At 48.7% G+C, this 18,415-nt stretch carries 10 protein-coding genes; 3 read left to right on the top strand and 7 right to left on the bottom strand.

Features of this window, described 5'->3' with window-relative positions; all coding sequences use genetic code 11:
• Positions 1–55: 55 nt before the first annotated feature.
• From AC2YIT_RS11075 to AC2YIT_RS11045, 7 genes are all read right to left on the bottom strand, one after another.
• A complete protein-coding gene (locus AC2YIT_RS11075) occupies positions 56–2,179 on the bottom strand; it encodes a bifunctional aldolase/short-chain dehydrogenase (RefSeq protein WP_487279209.1) in 2,124 nt (707 codons plus the stop codon).
• Positions 2,180–2,431: 252 nt separating this feature from the next.
• A complete protein-coding gene (locus AC2YIT_RS11070) occupies positions 2,432–4,264 on the bottom strand; it encodes a T9SS type A sorting domain-containing protein (protein WP_487279208.1) in 1,833 nt (610 codons plus the stop codon).
• Positions 4,265–4,289: 25 nt separating this feature from the next.
• Positions 4,290–6,011 carry a T9SS type A sorting domain-containing protein gene (locus AC2YIT_RS11065; RefSeq protein WP_487279207.1) on the bottom strand — a complete coding sequence of 574 codons (1,722 nt, stop codon included), beginning with the start codon at positions 6,009–6,011 and terminating at the stop codon, positions 4,290–4,292.
• Between the two features lie 24 nt (positions 6,012–6,035).
• Positions 6,036–7,709 (bottom strand): leucine-rich repeat domain-containing protein, encoded by a 1,674-nt coding sequence (locus tag AC2YIT_RS11060; RefSeq protein ID WP_487279206.1) that lies wholly within the window; start codon positions 7,707–7,709, stop codon positions 6,036–6,038.
• Positions 7,710–7,891: 182 nt separating this feature from the next.
• Entirely contained in the window at positions 7,892–9,982 is a 2,091-nt protein-coding gene (locus AC2YIT_RS11055; RefSeq protein WP_487279205.1) for a prolyl oligopeptidase family serine peptidase, read from the bottom strand.
• A gap of 32 nt (positions 9,983–10,014) precedes the next feature.
• Complete coding sequence (locus AC2YIT_RS11050; RefSeq protein WP_487279204.1) at positions 10,015–11,901, bottom strand: CocE/NonD family hydrolase; 1,887 nt, start codon at positions 11,899–11,901, stop codon at positions 10,015–10,017.
• Positions 11,902–11,910: 9 nt separating this feature from the next.
• A complete protein-coding gene (locus AC2YIT_RS11045; protein WP_487279203.1) occupies positions 11,911–12,831 on the bottom strand; it encodes a PE-PGRS family protein in 921 nt (306 codons plus the stop codon).
• Positions 12,832–12,923: 92 nt separating this feature from the next.
• Between AC2YIT_RS11045 and aspS the strand changes: the two genes are divergently transcribed.
• The 3 genes from aspS to AC2YIT_RS11030 all read left to right on the top strand — a co-directional run bounded on the left by aspS (position 12,924) and on the right by AC2YIT_RS11030 (position 18,334).
• Positions 12,924–14,693, top strand: coding sequence for an aspartate--tRNA ligase (gene aspS, locus AC2YIT_RS11040; protein ID WP_487279202.1), 1,770 nt, complete (start codon positions 12,924–12,926; stop codon positions 14,691–14,693).
• Positions 14,694–14,825: 132 nt separating this feature from the next.
• A complete protein-coding gene (locus tag AC2YIT_RS11035; protein WP_430844651.1) occupies positions 14,826–17,249 on the top strand; it encodes an SLBB domain-containing protein in 2,424 nt (807 codons plus the stop codon).
• Between the two features lie 2 nt (positions 17,250–17,251).
• On the top strand, positions 17,252–18,334 hold the full coding sequence (locus tag AC2YIT_RS11030) for a GumC domain-containing protein (protein WP_430844650.1): 1,083 nt from the start codon (positions 17,252–17,254) through the stop codon (positions 18,332–18,334).
• The last annotated feature ends 81 nt before the right edge of the window (positions 18,335–18,415 follow it).

Genomic DNA, 18,415 nt, shown 5'->3' with positions numbered 1-18,415 from the left:
AAAGACTTGGCAAGTCACTACAACCCGCCAAGTCTGATTTAACATATTTTGATCATTAGCGAAGGAATGCCGCAGGAACACCGCCGTCGACGTTGATCACGTTTCCGGTGCTCTTATTGAGCAAGCCGCTCACGAAAATATACACGCCGTTTGCAATATCGTCCGTATGGATTTCTGCATTCAATACGGTTCTTTTCGCGTAGTAAGCAGGCAGTTCTTCCACTTTAATACCGTACGCCTTGGCACGTCCGGCAGCCCATCCGCTCTCCCATATCTTGCTTCCGGCAATTACCGCGTCGGGATTCACCACGTTTACACGGATCTTGTCAGGGCCGAGTTCCGCAGCCAAAAGGCGCGACATATGTTGCTGAGCAGCCTTAGCCGTTCCATAAGCCACGTTGTTCGGGCCGGAAACGATACCGTTCTTGCTCGCGATATTAATGATATCACCGCCCAGGCCTTGCTGACGCATGATCGCCACCGACTCCTGCGATACCAGGAACTGGCCTTTTACCAATACATCCTGCAAAATATCCCAGTCTTTGATAGTAGTCTCCGCCAATGGTTTCGAGATCGACAAACCTGCACAGTTCACCACTATATCCACACCACCATATTTCAGCTTGGTCGCATGCAATGCCGCTTTGATCGCCTCATCGTCGAGTACGTTCGCTACGGTTGTGTCGGAGAAGTCCTTCCCAAATTTCGCATCGAACTCCGCTTTGGTTTCTGCCAATGCTTTTTCATCTATATCTGAAATCACCACGCAAGCACCTTCCTGCAACAGTTTCTGAGCGATAGCCTTACCGATACCGCCCGAGCCGCCGGTTACGAAAGCAACTTTACGGGATACCGATTTTTCTTTTGGCATACGCTGTAATTTCGCTTCTTCCAGCAGCCAGTATTCGATATCGAATGCTTCCTGCTCCGGCAGCGAAACATAAGAAGAGATCGCCTCGGCGCCTTTCATTACATTAATCGCATTGATATAAAACTCGGCCGCAACGCGTGCAGTCTGCTTGTCTTTCGCGAACGAGAACATACCTACTCCTGGCAACAAAATGATCACCGGGTTCGGATCACGCACAGCCGGGCTGTTGGAATGCTTGCAGCGCTCGTAGTAAGCGATATAATCCGCGCGGTATGCTTCGAATTGCGGACGGATGTGTTCCAGGATTTCCGCATCGGTTGCTTCCAGTTTCTCAAATGGCAGATCCAATACCAACGGGCGAATTTTTGTACGCAGGAAGTGGTCGGGGCAGCTGGTACCCAGCGGCGCTAGTTTGTCCAGGTCATTACTTGCGATGAATTCCAGTACGCGCTCGTCGTCGGTAAAGTGACCGATCATGGCCTGCTGCTCGGAAGCCAGACCGCGCAAATAAGGCGCCAGCTTGCCTGCGATCGACGTGCGGCGTTCTTTCGGCTCGCTTTCCAGGCGTGCGCCACCGAAAACGGGGCGTTTTTTGCCATAGTTTTCAGCCAGGTATTCCGACGCTCTTTCGATTGTATCGAGCGTATTGATGTAAGATTCGTAAGCAGTATCCCCCCAGGTGAACAAGCCGTGACCACCTAAAACGATACCACGAATGCCCGGGTTGTCTTTCAATGCCTGTTCCAATTGCAGGCCGAGGTCGAAACCGGGACGCTGCCAGGGTACCCACGCCAGCTCGCCATTGAACAATTCTTTGGTGATGGCCTCACCTTCTTTCGATGCTGCGATCGCGATCAACGCATCCGGGTGGAGGTGATCGATATGTTTGAAAGGCAGTAAGCCGTGCAGCGGTGTATCGATGGACGGGGCCTTCGATTTCAGGTCGTAAATGCAATGATTGAACAACTCTACCATCTCATCTTCGAATTCCAGCCCGCGGTAGATATTTTTTAAACTATGCAGGCGGTCGACGTACAAACCAGCCAGTCCGCTTCTTGTTAAAGTACCAATATCGCCCCCTGAGCCTTTGATCCACATCACCTCGACAGGATTGCCTGTCAGCGGATCTTTTTCGATGGTTTTACAGCTTGTGTTTCCACCAGCATAGTTGGTCAGGCGTAGATCGGCACCCAACAGATTTGAACGGTACAGAAGAAGTGCAACCTGATCATCACCCAGGGAAGCGGCTTTCTCTTCATCCCATAAATAGCTTACGTACCTGTACTGGCTTACTTTAGAACTGCTCATATTTGTTTCCTGATTATTTATCATTTTTGAGGTAAAAGTTCTTCTTTCCTGAAAGTATTTTAACAGATTAATACTACTCTGAACGTATGTGCAAGATTAGGAAACTTAGTAATGCACACCGTCCTGTTGTATCCTGCATGTTGAAATAAATCGAGAATTAATGTGAGATTTGGAAGTTTCAATATAAAACAAATGGCCTGAACCATTCTTGTAACAGTTCAGACCACGAAAAGAAAAAATAACCTTACTGACTTACCGCTTTATTAACAATTTCTTTGCGACATCGCCGATTTTAATGGTGTAAATGCCTTCTTTCAAGTCTTTCACATCGAGTTTGCCCGCCGTCAGTTTCGCGCCCGCAATCACCAGACCGCCAGTGGACGTAAATACTGAAACCAGCTCGTTTTCGGCAGCACCTTCGACGGTAAGTTCCGTCTGCGCAGGATTCGGGTACATTTTGAGGGTTCCCGTGCCAGCCTTCACGGCAATGACTTTCGAATATTCAAATTTCCCGCCATAATCCAATTGCTTCAACCGATAATAACCTGTTACTAATGGATTGAGGTCGGTAAAGTGGTAAAACTGTTTCTCTTTCGTATCGCCGCTGCCATCTACAAAACCAATCTTCTCGAACCTACGCGCATCGGCGCTGCGCTCGATTTCGAAGCCTTTATTATTGGTTTCGGAGGCTGTTTTCCAAGTGAGTTTGGTTTGGTTGTTTTCGGACTTGCCTTCGAAAGACACCAGCGCGACCGGAAGTTGCACGTTTCTATAATTGAAACTTACCAGTGTCAATCCGGTCATCACACTATTGGTCACCTCCACACGGTAGGTCGAAACGTCAGTTACCGTCAGTGAGTTATTCCCCACAATGGTCGTAAAAAGCACATTATCCCTATACCATTTATAAGTATTGTTGCTCAACGTACCGCCGGCGTGTACAGTCAATAGCGCCCCACCTGGCACCGGCTGCGCGCTGATCACAATTTTCTCTTGAGGCGAATACTGATCCAACGAGGTAAAATTGGATTCCATACCTTCGAACGTAAATGCATTATTGGAAAGATCGACCAGCCCTGACGCAGGAATATGCGAAAGATCAGGTATCGGGCCGCTAAATGCATTGTATTTCAGATTTAGGACCGTTAGATTGGACAAGCCGCTGATACCCGGCGGAATGCCCCCGTCAAAGCTTGCATTGTTTATGATGATCTTATTCAGTTTCGTAAGGTTACCTATCCCGGTCGGTAGTTTTCCAGCGAAGTAGCTATCATGCAGTTCCAGTTCTTCAAGATTTAACAGGTTGCTCAAAAATGTAAAATCGCCCAATCCCTCATAACGACTGATATACAATCGTTTTAGTTTCGACAGATTACCGAGCTGTTGTGGAATTGCGTTTGGAAAGCCATTGGTATTAAGCTCCAATACTTCAAGATTCGAAAAACTGCCAATTGCAGCCGGGAATTCACCTTTTACCCAACCCTGTAAATACAATTCCTTCAACTTGGGCAGGACCGAGAGGAAGGATGGAAAAGAAAAATCAGAGAACCCACCCATCGGGTCGCCCGATCCCAGATATAAAGTTTCCAGGTTGACAAGATTTGTAAAATTAGCTGGAATTTCGCCAGTCGGAGTCAGGGACAACCCCTTCAACTTGGTCAGGTTCCCAATCACTGCCAGGCTGGTACTTCCAAATGCCTGGTCAGCGATATACAGATATTCCAGGTTGGTCAGATTACCCAACTCGACAGGCAGATTCCCCGTCAGATTACCCATCCACATCCCCGTTTTCGAAAGATCCAAGGTAGTTAAAGCCGTCAGATTACCCACTTCGGATACAAGCTGCCCCTCTAACAGCAACTCTTTTAAAACCAGTTTCGTCACACGCCCTCCTTCACACGTAACGCCATACCAGCCGCAAGGACTGTCACCAGTGTTACCGGGTATGACCCAATCGGATAGTTCCGGATAGTTCGCGCCCGCAAAACCATTATAAAGTGCTACCAGGGACAAACGGTCGTTCTCCAACGTCTGGCCAAATGATCGGAATGAAACTAACAGGAGAACCAGTAAAAGTTTACGCATGGCTATTCCAATTTATTTATGTTAATCACCTGTGAATAAGCAAACTGCTACTCTCCTCACCTACTCTTATCACATACCGGCCACTTATGAGGTTCTTGATATTAATCTGCTGCTTGTCTGCGATCAGGCCGTCCAGGACGATACGTCCATTCCCATCGACGATCGAAAATGGTCGCTTCTCTGTGACGCCTGAAACGATCAGGTGATCGTACGCAGGGTTTGGATAAACCTTCACGATCGCGGCATCACTCTTTACCCTGATGACTTTCGAGTACTCAAATTTACCATCGTAATCCAATTGCTTTAATCGGTAATAGCTTATTGAGAATGGGTTGACGTCAGTAAAGTGATAAAACTGCTCCCCTCTCGCATCCCCGCTGCCGTCTATGAAAGCAATCTTTTCAAATGTCCTTGCATCGGCACTGCGCTCGACTTCGAAACCTTTGTTATTGATTTCCCCAGCAGTTTTCCAGGTGAGTTTGGTTTGGCTGCTTTCTGACTTACCGTCGAAAGAAACAAGCGTTACCGGCAGCTTAACTACCACGTAATTCTTTGTCACCAGTGTCAAATTCGGAACAAAGCTATTGGTTGTTTCAACGCGGTAAATTCCTTCTCCGTCAAGGTCCACGCCATCAATACCGCTCACTGTTTTGATTAACACATCATTTTTGTAAAGTTTGTGTGTCAGGTTCGCCATCGTGCCTCCTGTGTAGGGCATAATCCAAGTTGGGAGACAACCAACACACATCGGACCGATCAATCCTGCGTCGATCAGTGCTTGTGGTGCGTATTGATCGAGGCGACTAATGTTAGACTCCATCCCGCTGAAATTGAATTTATTGTTATTGATTCTTACATCAGCGGCAACAGTAATTCCCGAAAGGCTCGGAATTGGACCAGTCAGGTTATTATATGACAAATCCAGTGTCGTCAGGTTAGTCAGATTATTAAAAGATGCCGGTATAGATCCGGTGAGACCATTGTATGAAATATTCAGACAACGCAAGTTTGTCAGATTACCAATTTCAGCAGGAATCTCCCCCACACTAGCGTAGGAAGCAAGCGCATAAGGGCGGGTTCCGGTTAGTTCCAATGTGTCGAGCGTCGTGAGGTTTCCTATCTGGCCTGGTATCGGAGTGGAAAACACAACGCCACCCATACGAAGCATTTTAATTTTTGGCCATTGACAGACAACGTCAGGGAATGCTATCGTCCCGATTGCCAACAAAGGCGAAAACCTGCCCATCACACAACGCTCAAGATTAACCAGGTTCGCGAAACTTGCAGGGACATCGCCCGAAAGAGTGATGTGCAATTCTTTCAGGGTTGTAAGATTGCCGATTTCGGACATACTACTTGAACTGAAACCATTTCCCAGAAAATTCAGATATTCCAGCTTGGAGAGATTACCAATTTCTGCGGGGAGAGTCCCTTCAAATCCCGGTCCCAGATAACCCGTAGAGAGGTCAAGGTGCGTCAGTTCCGTAAGATTCCCGATTTCAGATGGCAATATTGCAGGCTCGGAGGTGTTGCTGATACTAAGACGTGTAACCCGGCCGCCAGCACAAGTCACGCCGTCCCATCCGCAAGGGCTATCGCCGACATTGCCCGGTACAACCCAATTGACCAGCCAGGTAGGACCATTAGCCTGGTTATAGATTGCAACAAGTGCCTGGCGATCACTTTCCAGCGTCTGCCCTATTGATTCTATGGAAATAAACAGAAGAAGTAGTAAAAATTTACGCATATCATTTCTTATTTAAGGAGTCAATCACCTGATGATCAATAATCTACTAACTTCTTCACCTACTTTTACAACATAACTGCCGGCTCCCAGCTTTCTTACATCAATCTGATCCTTGTCCGTCGCAAGCCCTTTCAGCACGACACGCCCGTTCTGATCAACAATCGAAAACGGCAGTTTTTGCGTACTGCCTGAAATGGTTAGATATTCCTCTGCCGGATTAGGGTAAACCTTCACCATTGGAGCATCGCCCTTTACTTCAATGATTTTTGAATACTCGAATTTGCCGTCGTAATCGAGCTGCTTCAAGCGGTAGAAGCCTCTTACCAGTGGGCTAACGTCGGTAAAATGATAGGTATTGACTTCCTTTGTGTCGCCATTTCCGTCTACAAACCCGATTTTTGCGAAACTCCGCGCATCCGCGCTGCGCTCTATTTCGAAGCCTTGGTTGTTGGTTTCAGCGGAAGTTTTCCAGGTAAGTTTAGTTTGATTGTTCTCCGACTTTCCGTCAAAAGAGATCAGCGTTACAGGCATTCCCACGAGAACGAAATCCTCACTGACCATAGTAAGTCCCGGCACCAGGCTATTTGTTACTTCCGCCCGGTAAATCCCGTCTGCGGTACTGAAATACTGGATGCCCACGGTCGTAGCAACCAGCACCCCACTTTTGTACCATTTATAAGTATTGTTGGCCGCTGTTCCACCAGCAAAATCCGCGATCAACATTCCACCCATAGCTCTTGTTGTCCTCAAATTATTAGCGGTTCGCAGCGGAACAATGGCTGTCAACTTAAATTTTTCCTGATTACCATAGGAATCCAGCCTGCTGATATTCGTTTCCATGCCCGAAAACGTGAAAGCATTATTATTGATTCTTACGTCAGCTTCGATAGGAATCCCCAGAATGTTCGGAACCGGACCATTCAGGTTGTTATTAGACAAGTCCAGTTTAGTCAGTTTGGTCAGGTTGTTAAATGACGCAGGAACAGCGCCCGTCAGCTGATTTTCACTTAGATCCAGTACTTCGAGATCTGTCAAACCACCGAGACTCGACGGGATAGTTCCTGTAACACCTCCGTGCCGCATGATCAGCGTTTTGAGCCTGGTAAAATTTCCGATATATGCCGGAATAGCGCCTACCGACCCCTCCGCTTGCATAGCGGCGTCCTCCACCGCAAGACGCAGATACTCCAGATTGATCAGATTTGCGAGCGATGGCAGGGCAGGCCAGTTTGGATAAGGAGTCAATGAGAGATGTTTAAGTTTAGTCAGATTATTTATGACAGAAACATTAGCCCCTGTCAACTGATTGCCGCTTAAATCCAGGTATTCAAGGTTAGTTAGATTCCCGAGTTCCACAGGTAAATCGCCGTAGAAATAAAGAATCTCGCCGCCAGGGCCTGAAAGATCCAGATGCTTCAATGCAGTAAGGTTCCCCACAGCCGCCGGAATAGGCGCAACGATATCTTCTTCTTCCAGAATCAGACTGGTAACCCGCTCATTCTCGCAAGTAACTCCGCGCCAGCCGCATGGATTATCGCCAGGGCTTCCCGGAACGGTCCAGCCGGCATTGTCGTGCCAATTGTTTCCGCCGGTGACTTGATAAAATGCCACCAGCGCCAGTCGGTCACTTTCCAGCGTTTGGCCAAATGAATATACAGAAGCAAAAAGGCAAACAAGCCCCAGTAGACATCCTTTCATAGCGTCACAGAAAAAGGTTAAGTAATTCCTAAAAACGTTGAGCGGGTGCCACGGTGACAGAACAATGCTGCCGGTACTGTAAGAATGTTGTATATACAAATGTAACCGAATGTGCAACAAAATTGCACACCGGTTACAAAAATTTTATTGAAGCTTAATATAGTAGTCTTTGACAGACCGAACTACTTCCAGGTGAGGCCCATATTCCGGAAGAGGAATGCATAAATATCCGCCTGGGTTTCCAGCGCTTTTTTGGTGTTACTGGCGCCGTGGCCGGAGTTGGTATCAATCCGGATCAGCAATGGATTGGCGGAAGAGCTTCCCGCCTTTGCCTGCAATGCCGCGGCATACTTAAACGAATGCGCCGGTACCACGCGGTCGTCGTGATCGGCGGTTGTAATCATCGTAGCAGGATAATGGCCACCCTTTTTGATATTATGAAGCGGAGAATATCCGTATAAAACCTTGAATTCCTCCGCATTATCGCTGCTTCCGTAATCGGCAATCCAGTTCCAGCCGATCGTGAATTTGTGGAAACGGAGCATATCCATTACACCTACGGCCGGGAATGCCACTTTGAAAAGCTCTGGGCGCTGGTTCATCACGGCACCGACGAGCAAGCCGCCATTGGAACCTCCCTGAATGGCCAGCCGCTCCGGCGAAGTATATTTCTCACGGATCAGGAATTCCGCTGCAGCAATGAAATCATCGAACACATTCTGCTTTTTCAGCTTCATACCCTGCTCATGCCATTTCTCACCGTATTCGCTTCCGCCACGCAGGTTCGCTTGTACAAAAACGCCTCCCTGGTTGAAAAACGGGATACGGGTAGGACTAAACGCAGGCGGCAGGCTAACGTTAAACCCGCCGTAACCATAAAGGATCGTGGGATTGGTCCCGTCCAGCTTCAATCCTTTTTTATAGGTAATGAATGCCGGAATGCGGGTACCATCTTTGCTTGGGTAAAACACCTGCTTCGTTTCATAATCCGACGGCTTGAACGTCACTTCGGGTTCGCGGAAAACGCTGCTCTTTCCGCTCGCAATGTCATAGCGGAAGATCGTCGAAGGGTAGTTGAAGGAAGTGTATGTATAAAAGACAAAGGTGTCCTCCCGGTCCCCTCCAAAGCCCGATGCCGAGCCTGGTCCGGGCATTTGGATCTCGCTTTCAAGCACACCCGCGGGCGTGTATACATACGCGCGCGAGGTCACATCTTTCAAATAGGATACAAACAATTTCCCGCCTGCCAGTTGAGCAGATTCGAGCGGTTCCTCACGCTCCGGCAACACGGTTTCCCAGATCCGGCCAGCCGTTTTGAAAAGCATTACCTTGCCATTCGGCGCGCCGTCGTTGGTTTCGATCAGAAAATCATCGCCAATGTTTTCGATAATGCGAAAACTGGCGTCGGTGATCTCTTCGCGTATAGGTACAAAACGGCTTTCGCCCCTCTTCAACACCCAAACCCCATTACCGTCTTTACCTTTTCCCCGGTCGCTTACGGTCAGGACAGCGTACTGTTCGTCTTCGGTCGTGCCCATGGTATGGAAGCGTTGCGGATTTGCGGGATCTTCAAATACCAGTTTGTCTTGATCCTGCTCCGTACCAATGCGATGAAAAAACACCTGGTGATTCTCGTTTTTCGCGGCCAATGCGCTGCCATCCGGTTTTGGGTAGCGGCTGTAATAAAAGCCATCACCCTGCCAAGACGCGCCAGAGACCTTCACCCATTCTACTTTATCGGCCAGCATGGAAAGGTCTTTCATATTCATGACCTGGTATTCCTGCCAATCGGAGCCGCCTTTCGAAAAGCCCAGAACCGCGTAAGCACCGTCTTTCGACAAGCTGAAAACGGTGAGCCGTGTGGTTCCGTCGGGCGACAGCTTGTTCGGATCGACAACGACTTCTGGCGTTCCGCTAAGCCCCTTCTGGCGGTACAATACGGCCTGGTTTTGCAGGCCGTCGTTTTTGTAGAAATAGAAATAGTCTCCTTTCTTTCTGGGAGCCGAATATTTGGGATAATTATAGGCCTTTTCCAAATCCTGGAATATTTTTCCCTTGAACGGAATCGCATTCAGGTAACCAAATGTAACCTCGTTCTGCGCCTTCACCCATGTCGCCGTTTCCTCGGAACGGTCGTCTTCGAGCCAACGATAAGGGTCAGCAACTTTTACGCCGTGATATTCGTCAAAATGTTCCTGCTTTTTGGTTTCGGGATATTTCAATTGCTGTGCATTGCCGGTTCCCCACAACGCCGATGCTGTCATTAAAGTCATCAGAAAAATTTTTGAATCCATACTAAAGGCCGTCATTTAATGATCTCCACTTCCAATGCACTCGGAGCGTCGGCCTGATGATAAATAGTGTGTTTGGCAGTAGTGAAATCGGAATCCTGTGCTTTGTAAATATTCTCGACATACTTCTGCGGATTACGGTCAAAAAGCGGGAATGCCGTGCTTTGCACCTGCACCATAATACGATGCCCTTTTTTGAAAGTATGCAGCACATCCTGCAAGCGGAATTTCAGGTCGGTCACTTTACCTGCTACCACAGGTTCGGGTTTTTCAAAGCTGTTGCGGAAGCGGGCGCGCATTACTTCGCTCCTCACCATTTGCTGGTAGCCTGCAAGCACCACTTTCGAATCGGGCATATAGGCGTGGTTCTTTTCGTCGTCAGGATACACGTCAATCAGTTTTACGAAGAAATCCGCATCGGTACCAGTAGTACTGAATTTCAGCAATGCACTGATCTCCCCGCCCAGCGTAACATCTTCGGTCAGTATATCTGTTTCAAAAACCAAAACATCAGGGCGTGTAGCAGCGAAACGCTGGTCTTCCGACATATATTCAAAGGGCGTAAAGCCCGACATTTGTTTGTAATTAGCTGTATAAGGCACGGGTTTTAAAGGGTCGCTCACATATGCAGTCGCCGATTTGCTTTCTTTCGGTGCATTGAAATCCAGTTTACCTTTTGAATGGAAGTACAGTTTGCGTTTCTCAGCATTCGCTACCGGCCATTTATCAAATGTCCTCCATTCTTTTTTACCGGTGTCAAACAAATAAGCTTCCGGCAAACCGGTCTTTCCGTCGCCAGCCTCTTTCAGAAAATGCTTGAAAAATTTCGCTTCGATATTGTTCTGGTAAAAGGTGGCAATACTGTCGCCGAAATAAATGTCGTTGTGCAAAGTATGCCCGGTTTCGCGGCTCCAGCGACCGTGACCAAATGGCCCCACCACCAAGGTATTGTATATGGAAGGGTTGTTCTTTTCCAGGGTCTTATAGGTATTCAGAGGGCCATACAAATCTTCGGCATCAAACCAGCCACCCACGGTCATGAATGCGTGTTTCACCCCTTTCAAATGGGGCAGGATGTCACGTTTCTTCCAGAATTCATCCTTATTGGGGTGGTTGACCGTCTCCTGCCAGTAAAAGTTCTGTGAATAGTATTTATCAAAATTCTTCAAAGAACCCATTTCCAGGTTAAAAGTATACCCATCCGGCTTGGGCGTGAACATTTCACCTGCAAACCACGAGTCGGTCGTAGGCTTCGGCGGCTTGATACCAAAAACCGGGAATGTGAGATAATAGCCTTGCGTAAACGCACCATTGTGATGAAAATCATCGAAAAAGAAATCGGCGATCGGGGCCTGTGGTGAAGAAGCTTTCAATGCGGGGTGGCCGGCCAATGCGCTCGCTGTGGTGTAAAACCCGGGATACGAAATGCCCCATTGCCCTACCCTACCATTATTATTCGCCACATTTTGGAGCAGCCATTCAATGGTATCGTACGTATCCGAAGCCTCATCGACGTCGTTCTTGCCTTTTTTCTGATCAATATGCGGGGTCATGTTCGTCCAGGTACCCTCGCTCATGTAACGTCCGCGCACATCCTGGTACACGAATATAAATTTGTCACGCATCAATGCCGGGCTCGGTCCCAGCCGCGGCGGATACTTGTCGGCACCGTAAGGCGACACACTGTAACAGGTACGCTGCATTAAAAAGGGATACTTTTTATCGGCGGAAGCATCCTTTGGAGAATACACGATGGTATGCAGCTTCACACCGTCCCTCACGGGAATGTCGTATTCCGCTTTGGAATAATTTTCACGGATGTACTGCTCGTCGGAAGCAATCTGCCCATAAGCATGCTGAGCCAGCACGAAAAGCGCAGCGCGTAGTAGATTTTTGATCATAGTTTGTGATTATTTTCTCTTGTAGTAATTCAATGATGCACTGGCAACAGTCCCCTTCTCGCTCAGCGTATAAAAACCCTTGCTTTCGTTTTCAAAACAGATCGCCTCACCCTGCGGTTCAAGCGCAACGGTCAAAGTTTTGCTGGCAGATTTAACGAGCGTCTGGCCGACGGATTCTCCATTGCCTCTTTTCCAATAATAAACGCCAAGGTAGGTACGAACCACCATTTCGTTCCCGTCCTTGGAGATACTTCCCGCAGTTGCTGTCGCGACGCCCGGAACGGTGCCTATCTTTTCGGCAATCATGGTTTCGCTGGTCGACTGCGGGAATGGCAACCTGTAAATATTGGTCTGCGCTTCCTTTGATAATACAAAAATGTCCTTCGTCACCGGATCGACGATCAGCGCTTCCGCATCTCTCGGGCCGTCGGGATAGCTGAAAGTGATCCTTTGCAATGCGCTTTGGCTGAAAGAGGCATCCGCACCTTTGATTTCAGGAATACGGTAAATAATGTTGGTAGAGGTTACCGGTTGGTTATTGTTGCCAATATCAGCTATGTAGGCATACGATACGCCATTATCCGGGCCCGGACCCACTGCTACTTCCTCCCAGTCGTGGTTATTGCTGCCAGGTACATTATATTCTTTGATGCTTTTGCCGTCTTTGCTGATGAGGTACAAGGAATTCGGCTGGCCTGAATCCTGGATCGTCCACAAGTAACCGGGCATGGTAGCACTGGCTGCCAGACCGGATGCTTCATCAATAATACCGGTAGCAATCGGGAACCGCTCGGGCGTTGTTTCAAACTGGTCCGACAGGCCGTTCCCTCCTGGGGAAGGTTCGGGGTCACCGCATGAACAGGTTACGCAAAATACGAGTGAAGCCAGGATCAATCCCACTCGTCCGCTCACGCCGTCAGATATTTTCATAAAAAACACTTCATGTTAGATTTGCTAAAAATACGTACTTTTGCCGCATTTATTATCAGCGACTTTCATTATATCAGTATTAAAATAGTTATATGTTACGTACACATACCTGCGGGGAATTAAGCTTAGAACATGTAAATCAAGACGTTGTATTGTGTGGTTGGGTTCAGCGCGTCCGCGATAAGGGAGGCATGATCTGGCTCGATCTGCGTGACCGTTACGGCATCACCCAACTGCTGTTCGAAGAGGGCAAAACCCCCGCAAATGTGTTGGAAACTGCCCGCTCTCTGGGCCGCGAATTCGTAATTTCGGCCAAAGGTGCGGTAATCGAGCGTCTGTCGAAAAATGACAAGATTGCAACCGGTGATATCGAGATACGCGTGTCGGAACTTACCATTCTGAACCCCGCAAAACTGCCTCCGTTCCTGATCGAGGACGAAACCGACGGCGGCGACGACATCCGCATGAAATATCGCTACCTCGACCTGCGCAGAAATACGGTCCGCCAAAACCTGCAATTGCGCCACCAGGTAGCGCGATACACCCGTGCTTACCTCGATAACCTGAACTTCATCGAAGTAGAAACCCCGGTATTGATCAAATCCACCCCTGAAGGCGCCCGCGATTTCGTGGTACCAAGCCGCATGAACCCGGGCGAGTTTTATGCATTGCCACAATCCCCGCAGACCTTCAAGCAGCTGCTGATGGTGGCTGGTTTCGACCGCTACTATCAGATCGTGAAGTGTTTCCGCGACGAGGATTTGCGTGCCGACCGTCAGCCGGAGTTTACACAAATCGACTGCGAAATGTCATTTGTGACGCAGGAAGATGTACTGAACACATTCGAAGGCATGATCCGTGAGCTTTTCGCGAAAGTGAAAAATATCGACCTGCCCGAAGTTCCGCGCATGACTTACGCGGATGCGATGCGCCTGTACGGTTCCGACAAGCCGGATATTCGTTTTGGTATGCAATTCGTAGAACTGAAAGGCGATGACCGCGACCTTACGTCCGGAAAAGGTTTCGGCGTATTCGACGATGCGGGCCTTGTAGTGGGTATCAACGCCACCGGGTGCGCGGCTTATACAAGAAAGCAAGTCGACGAACTGACCGACTGGATTAAACGTCCGCAAATCGGAGCGAAAGGTCTGGTATATGTTCGTTATAACTCCGATGGATCGATCAAATCGTCCGTTGATAAATTTTATACAGAAGAAGAGCTTAAAAAATGGGTGGAAGCGTTTGACGCAAAGCCGGGCGATCTGCTATTGATCCTGTCGGGCCAGGGCGATAAAACGCGTAAGCAGCTCAACGAGCTACGTCTCGAAATAGGTTCACGCCTGGGGCTGCGTAATCCTGACGAGTACCGCGCATTGTGGGTGATCGACTTCCCGCTTCTCGAATTTGGGGAAGAAGAAAACCGCTGGTTTGCGATGCACCACCCGTTCACAAGCCCGAAACCGGAAGATATCGAACTCCTGGATAAAAATCTGGGGCTGGTAAGGGCCAACGCATACGATATGGTGATCAACGGCGTTGAAGTTGGCGGAGGTTCAGTACGGATCTTCGAAAAAGAGCTTCAACGGAAAATGTTTGAGATCCTCGGATTCTCGGCCGAAGAAGCGCAGGAGCAATTTGGCTTCCTGATGAATGCATTTGAATTCGGCGCCCCTCCTCATGCCGGTATTGCATTTGGTTTCGACAGACTTTGTTCTATTTTTGGAGGCGCGGATTCGATCCGGGACTTCATAGCATTCCCTAAGAACAATTCGGGTCGCGACGTGATGATCGATTCGCCTTCGGCGATCTCGGATGGGCAGCTTAAGGAGCTGGCAATCCGCGTGGAAGGCGCCAATTCATGATCCAAACGAGATAGATCTGACAGATCATTTAAATAAAGTAAGATTTTGTAGATTTGCCCCGGGCATCATTTAAATTTAACCACAGGACCATCCGGAAACGGAGCGGTCCTGATTGTAATTAAACTACACTGCATGCATTATCAATCCTTTGTAAGATCCTGTTTCAGGAACACCTTCTTGTTGCTACTCCTTTTGACCAACATCGGGGTTTTCGCTCAAAATAACACTTCTCCCCAGCTTCCGACGGACCCGACACAACCCAAAATCGACCCTTCGCAAGTGACCAACCAGCAAGCCGTCGACTTTTACAACCAGGCTAAATCCGCCGGGATGTCGGATATGGACATCGAAAAAGCAGCATTGCAGAGGGGCTACACTTTGGATCAGATATCTGCTATGCGCAAACGGCTTCAGCAAAAGCCAAATGAAAAGCAAACCAATGATCCCAATCGGGACGAACTGGATGAAACCAGGGACCAGGACGATGCGGATCAGCTCGATGAGGAAGCCAACAACGAGCGTGACTCCACCAATGCAAGAAGCGCGCGAAACCGCCGCCTGAGCCGTACTTTTGGCTCTTCTTTCTTTGCACGTTCGACTTCTACCTTCGAGCCTAACCTTCGCATCGCCACCCCACGGAACTACATTCTCGGGCCTGAAGACGAAATCGTTGTGGATATTTACGGAAATGCAGTGGATAACTTCCGCATGAAGATCAGCCCGGAGGGAACCGTAAAAATGCTCAACCTGGCTCCTGTGTATGTCAACGGGCTGACCATCGAACAAGCAAGCGAGCGCATTGTAAACCGCTTGCGCCAGGCTTATTCGACACTCAACCGGCCCGGTTCGGGAACCTATTCATCCATAACACTTGGCAATGTGCGCAGCATACACGTGATGATCACAGGTGAAGCCGCACGGCCAGGCACTTACACAGTCTCCTCGCTCGCAACAGCATTTAATGCGTTGTCGATATCCGGCGGCCCAAGCCTTAACGGTTCTTACCGCAATATCGAAGTGATCAGGAACAACAAGGTGATCAGAACTATTGACCTCTACAAGTTCCTGGTAGATGCCGACCTGCGCGACAATATCGCTCTACAAGATCAGGACATTATCCTGATCAGGCCATTTGAAACAAGGATAGAACTGAACGGCCAATTAAAACGCCCCGGCATTTTCGAAGCCAAACCAGGCGAAACCCTGGGGAGCCTTATCCGTTATGCAGGAGGTTTCACGCCGGAAGCCTATACGAAGACCTTCACCTACCAGCGCAACACCGGGACCAATTATATGATTGGTAGCATCGATTCGGTTCAAATCGAAACTTTCGCTCCTAGAAACGGGGATATTTTCAACATAAAACGGATACTGGACGTTGTAGCTAACCAGGTGGAAATACGGGGTGCTGTTACGGTGCCGGGCCCGTATGCGTTGGAAGAGCGTTGCAATTCCGTTCTGAAATTGATCCAGATGGCCCAGGGACTTAGCCCGCGTGCTTTCCTGAACCGCGCCATTCTAGAAAGATCCAGCGGCGAAACCCAGACAGGTATTGTGGCGATTGACCTTCGTAAACTTGTAAACGGTGAAATAGCGGATATTCCATTGCTCGCAGGCGATATCCTGACAATCAAATCCGTGGAAGACCTGAAAGAATTTACCTACCTGACCATTTCGGGATCTGTAATCAACCCGGGTAACTATTATTATTACAAAGACATTACCATCGCCGACCTTATTTTTCAGGCTGGCGGTTATACGGAAGGTGGTATCCCCTATCGCATTGAAGTATCGCGCCGTGTGAAAAACGATACGCTCGACCTGCCTTCTTCGCAGAACGTCCGCATTTTTTCGATCGACGTGGCCGACAACCTGGTCCTGAATCCTGACGACCAGAAATTCAAGCTCCAACCGCAGGATATCATCGTGGTGCGCAAGTCACCGCGTTACGAGCCGCAGAAATCTGTAACCGTCATTGGTGAAGTGCGGTACCCAGGGAATTACACCATTATCAACAATTTCGAGCGGATTTCAGACCTGTTCGGTAAGGTAGGCGGTCTGCGGCCTGAGGCATACCTGCCCGGTGCGCGCTTCTACCGGGGCCAGGAACTGATCGCGGTCGACATTGAAGCGATCGTCAACAAGCCCTCGCTTTCTTCGAATCTATTGTTGATGCACGGCGACACGCTGGTAATCCCGAGACGCCTCGAAACAGTCAGGATTCAGGGCGGTGTGCACAATCCTTCGGTTATGAACTTCGATTCTAAGTTCAGCTACGATGATTACATTTCCCAGGCCGGTGGCTATACTGAGCAAGGTTGGAAGAAGCGCGTGTACGTGTCATACCCTAATGGCCGGACGCACAGAACCAAGAATTTCCTCTTCTTCAGATCCTATCCCAAAGTTGAACCTGGTGCGGTTGTGACCGTGCCGGTGAAAGTTGCCGAGCCCGAGCGTCAGAAGACACCTGGTGAGCGCATCGCATTGTTCTCATTCATAGCATCGATGGTTAGTACACTCACATTGGCGGCAATTACCCTGAGCAGAAATAATTAACCATGATATCCCATCCAGAAAAAAAGCCGGTAGTAGCCGACAGCAAGGAGAGTTCATTCAATGCTTCGGAAATACGTTTCATTGATATCATCCTTTTTATAGGGAAGTATATCAAATTGCTGATACTGGCCGTGATCATATCCGTGGTAGCTGGCGTCGCTTACAGTTTCACACTTAGAAAGAAGTACGAAGCCAAGGTAAGCCTGTTGCCGGAATATGGAACATCGAAGAGGGGGTCGTTCTCCTTGCTTGGTGCAGGCCTTAATGGTGACGGCGCCGAAAAATTGCAGCCGGACCTCTACCCGACCATTATGCAAAGCTCGCCGTTTGGCGAATACCTGCTCAAACAGCCGGTTGTGGATCAGGACAACAAGCCTTATAAGACGCTCCTGGATTTTATGAAAGCGCAGGCTAAACCAGGGTTATTCTCAGGCTTGTTCTCTTCTTCGCCCAAAGCCCCTGCAAAAGAAGTTAAGCTCAAAAGGGATGGAATTCTTTCCTACTCGCTTTCGGAGCAATCCAATATCGCGAGCGCCATTTCCCTCCTTTCAGCAGAAGTGGATCAAAAAAGTGGTGTAATCCAGATCAGCGCGGAAACGGTCGACCCATTTGTCTCGGCGATCATCGTGGAAGCGGCACAAAAATACCTGATCGATTATGTAGAAGACTATCGCTCATCCAAAGCAAGCCAGCGTGAAGGCCTGCTTGCCGACCGGGTGAAAGAGGCCAAAGCCCGGCTCCGTACTGCGGAGTATGCGCTCCAAAGCTACCGCGACCAGAATAGAAATATCTTTTCAAACACAGCCAAAATTGAGGAGCAACGGTTACAGGCGGAATACATATTATCAGAATCACTTTACAGCGACCTGGTGAGACGGTATGAGCAAGCCAAAGTCACTGTGAAAGAAGAACGTCCGGTATTTAAAGTACTCGAACCTGTAAAAGTTCCATTATTAAAAAGTAGCCCAAAAAGACTGCGCATAGGCCTGATATGGGGCTTCCTCGGTGGCTTTTTCACTCTTTTATACATCCTCCTTATTAAAGAAAAAGTGGTTCAGAAAATCGTTTCGGGCGCTAATGAGTAGGATGCAGTGCTTTCACACTCAACTTTTTATACATACTTGATCGCCCGGTTTACCTCGCAGGTATCTGCACGGTTCATTGCC

The sequence above is a fragment of the Dyadobacter sp. SRI_021 genome (assembly GCF_057586235.1).
The sequence above is the reverse complement of the archived record's forward strand: the minus strand, read 5'-3'. Positions and strand labels throughout refer to the sequence as shown.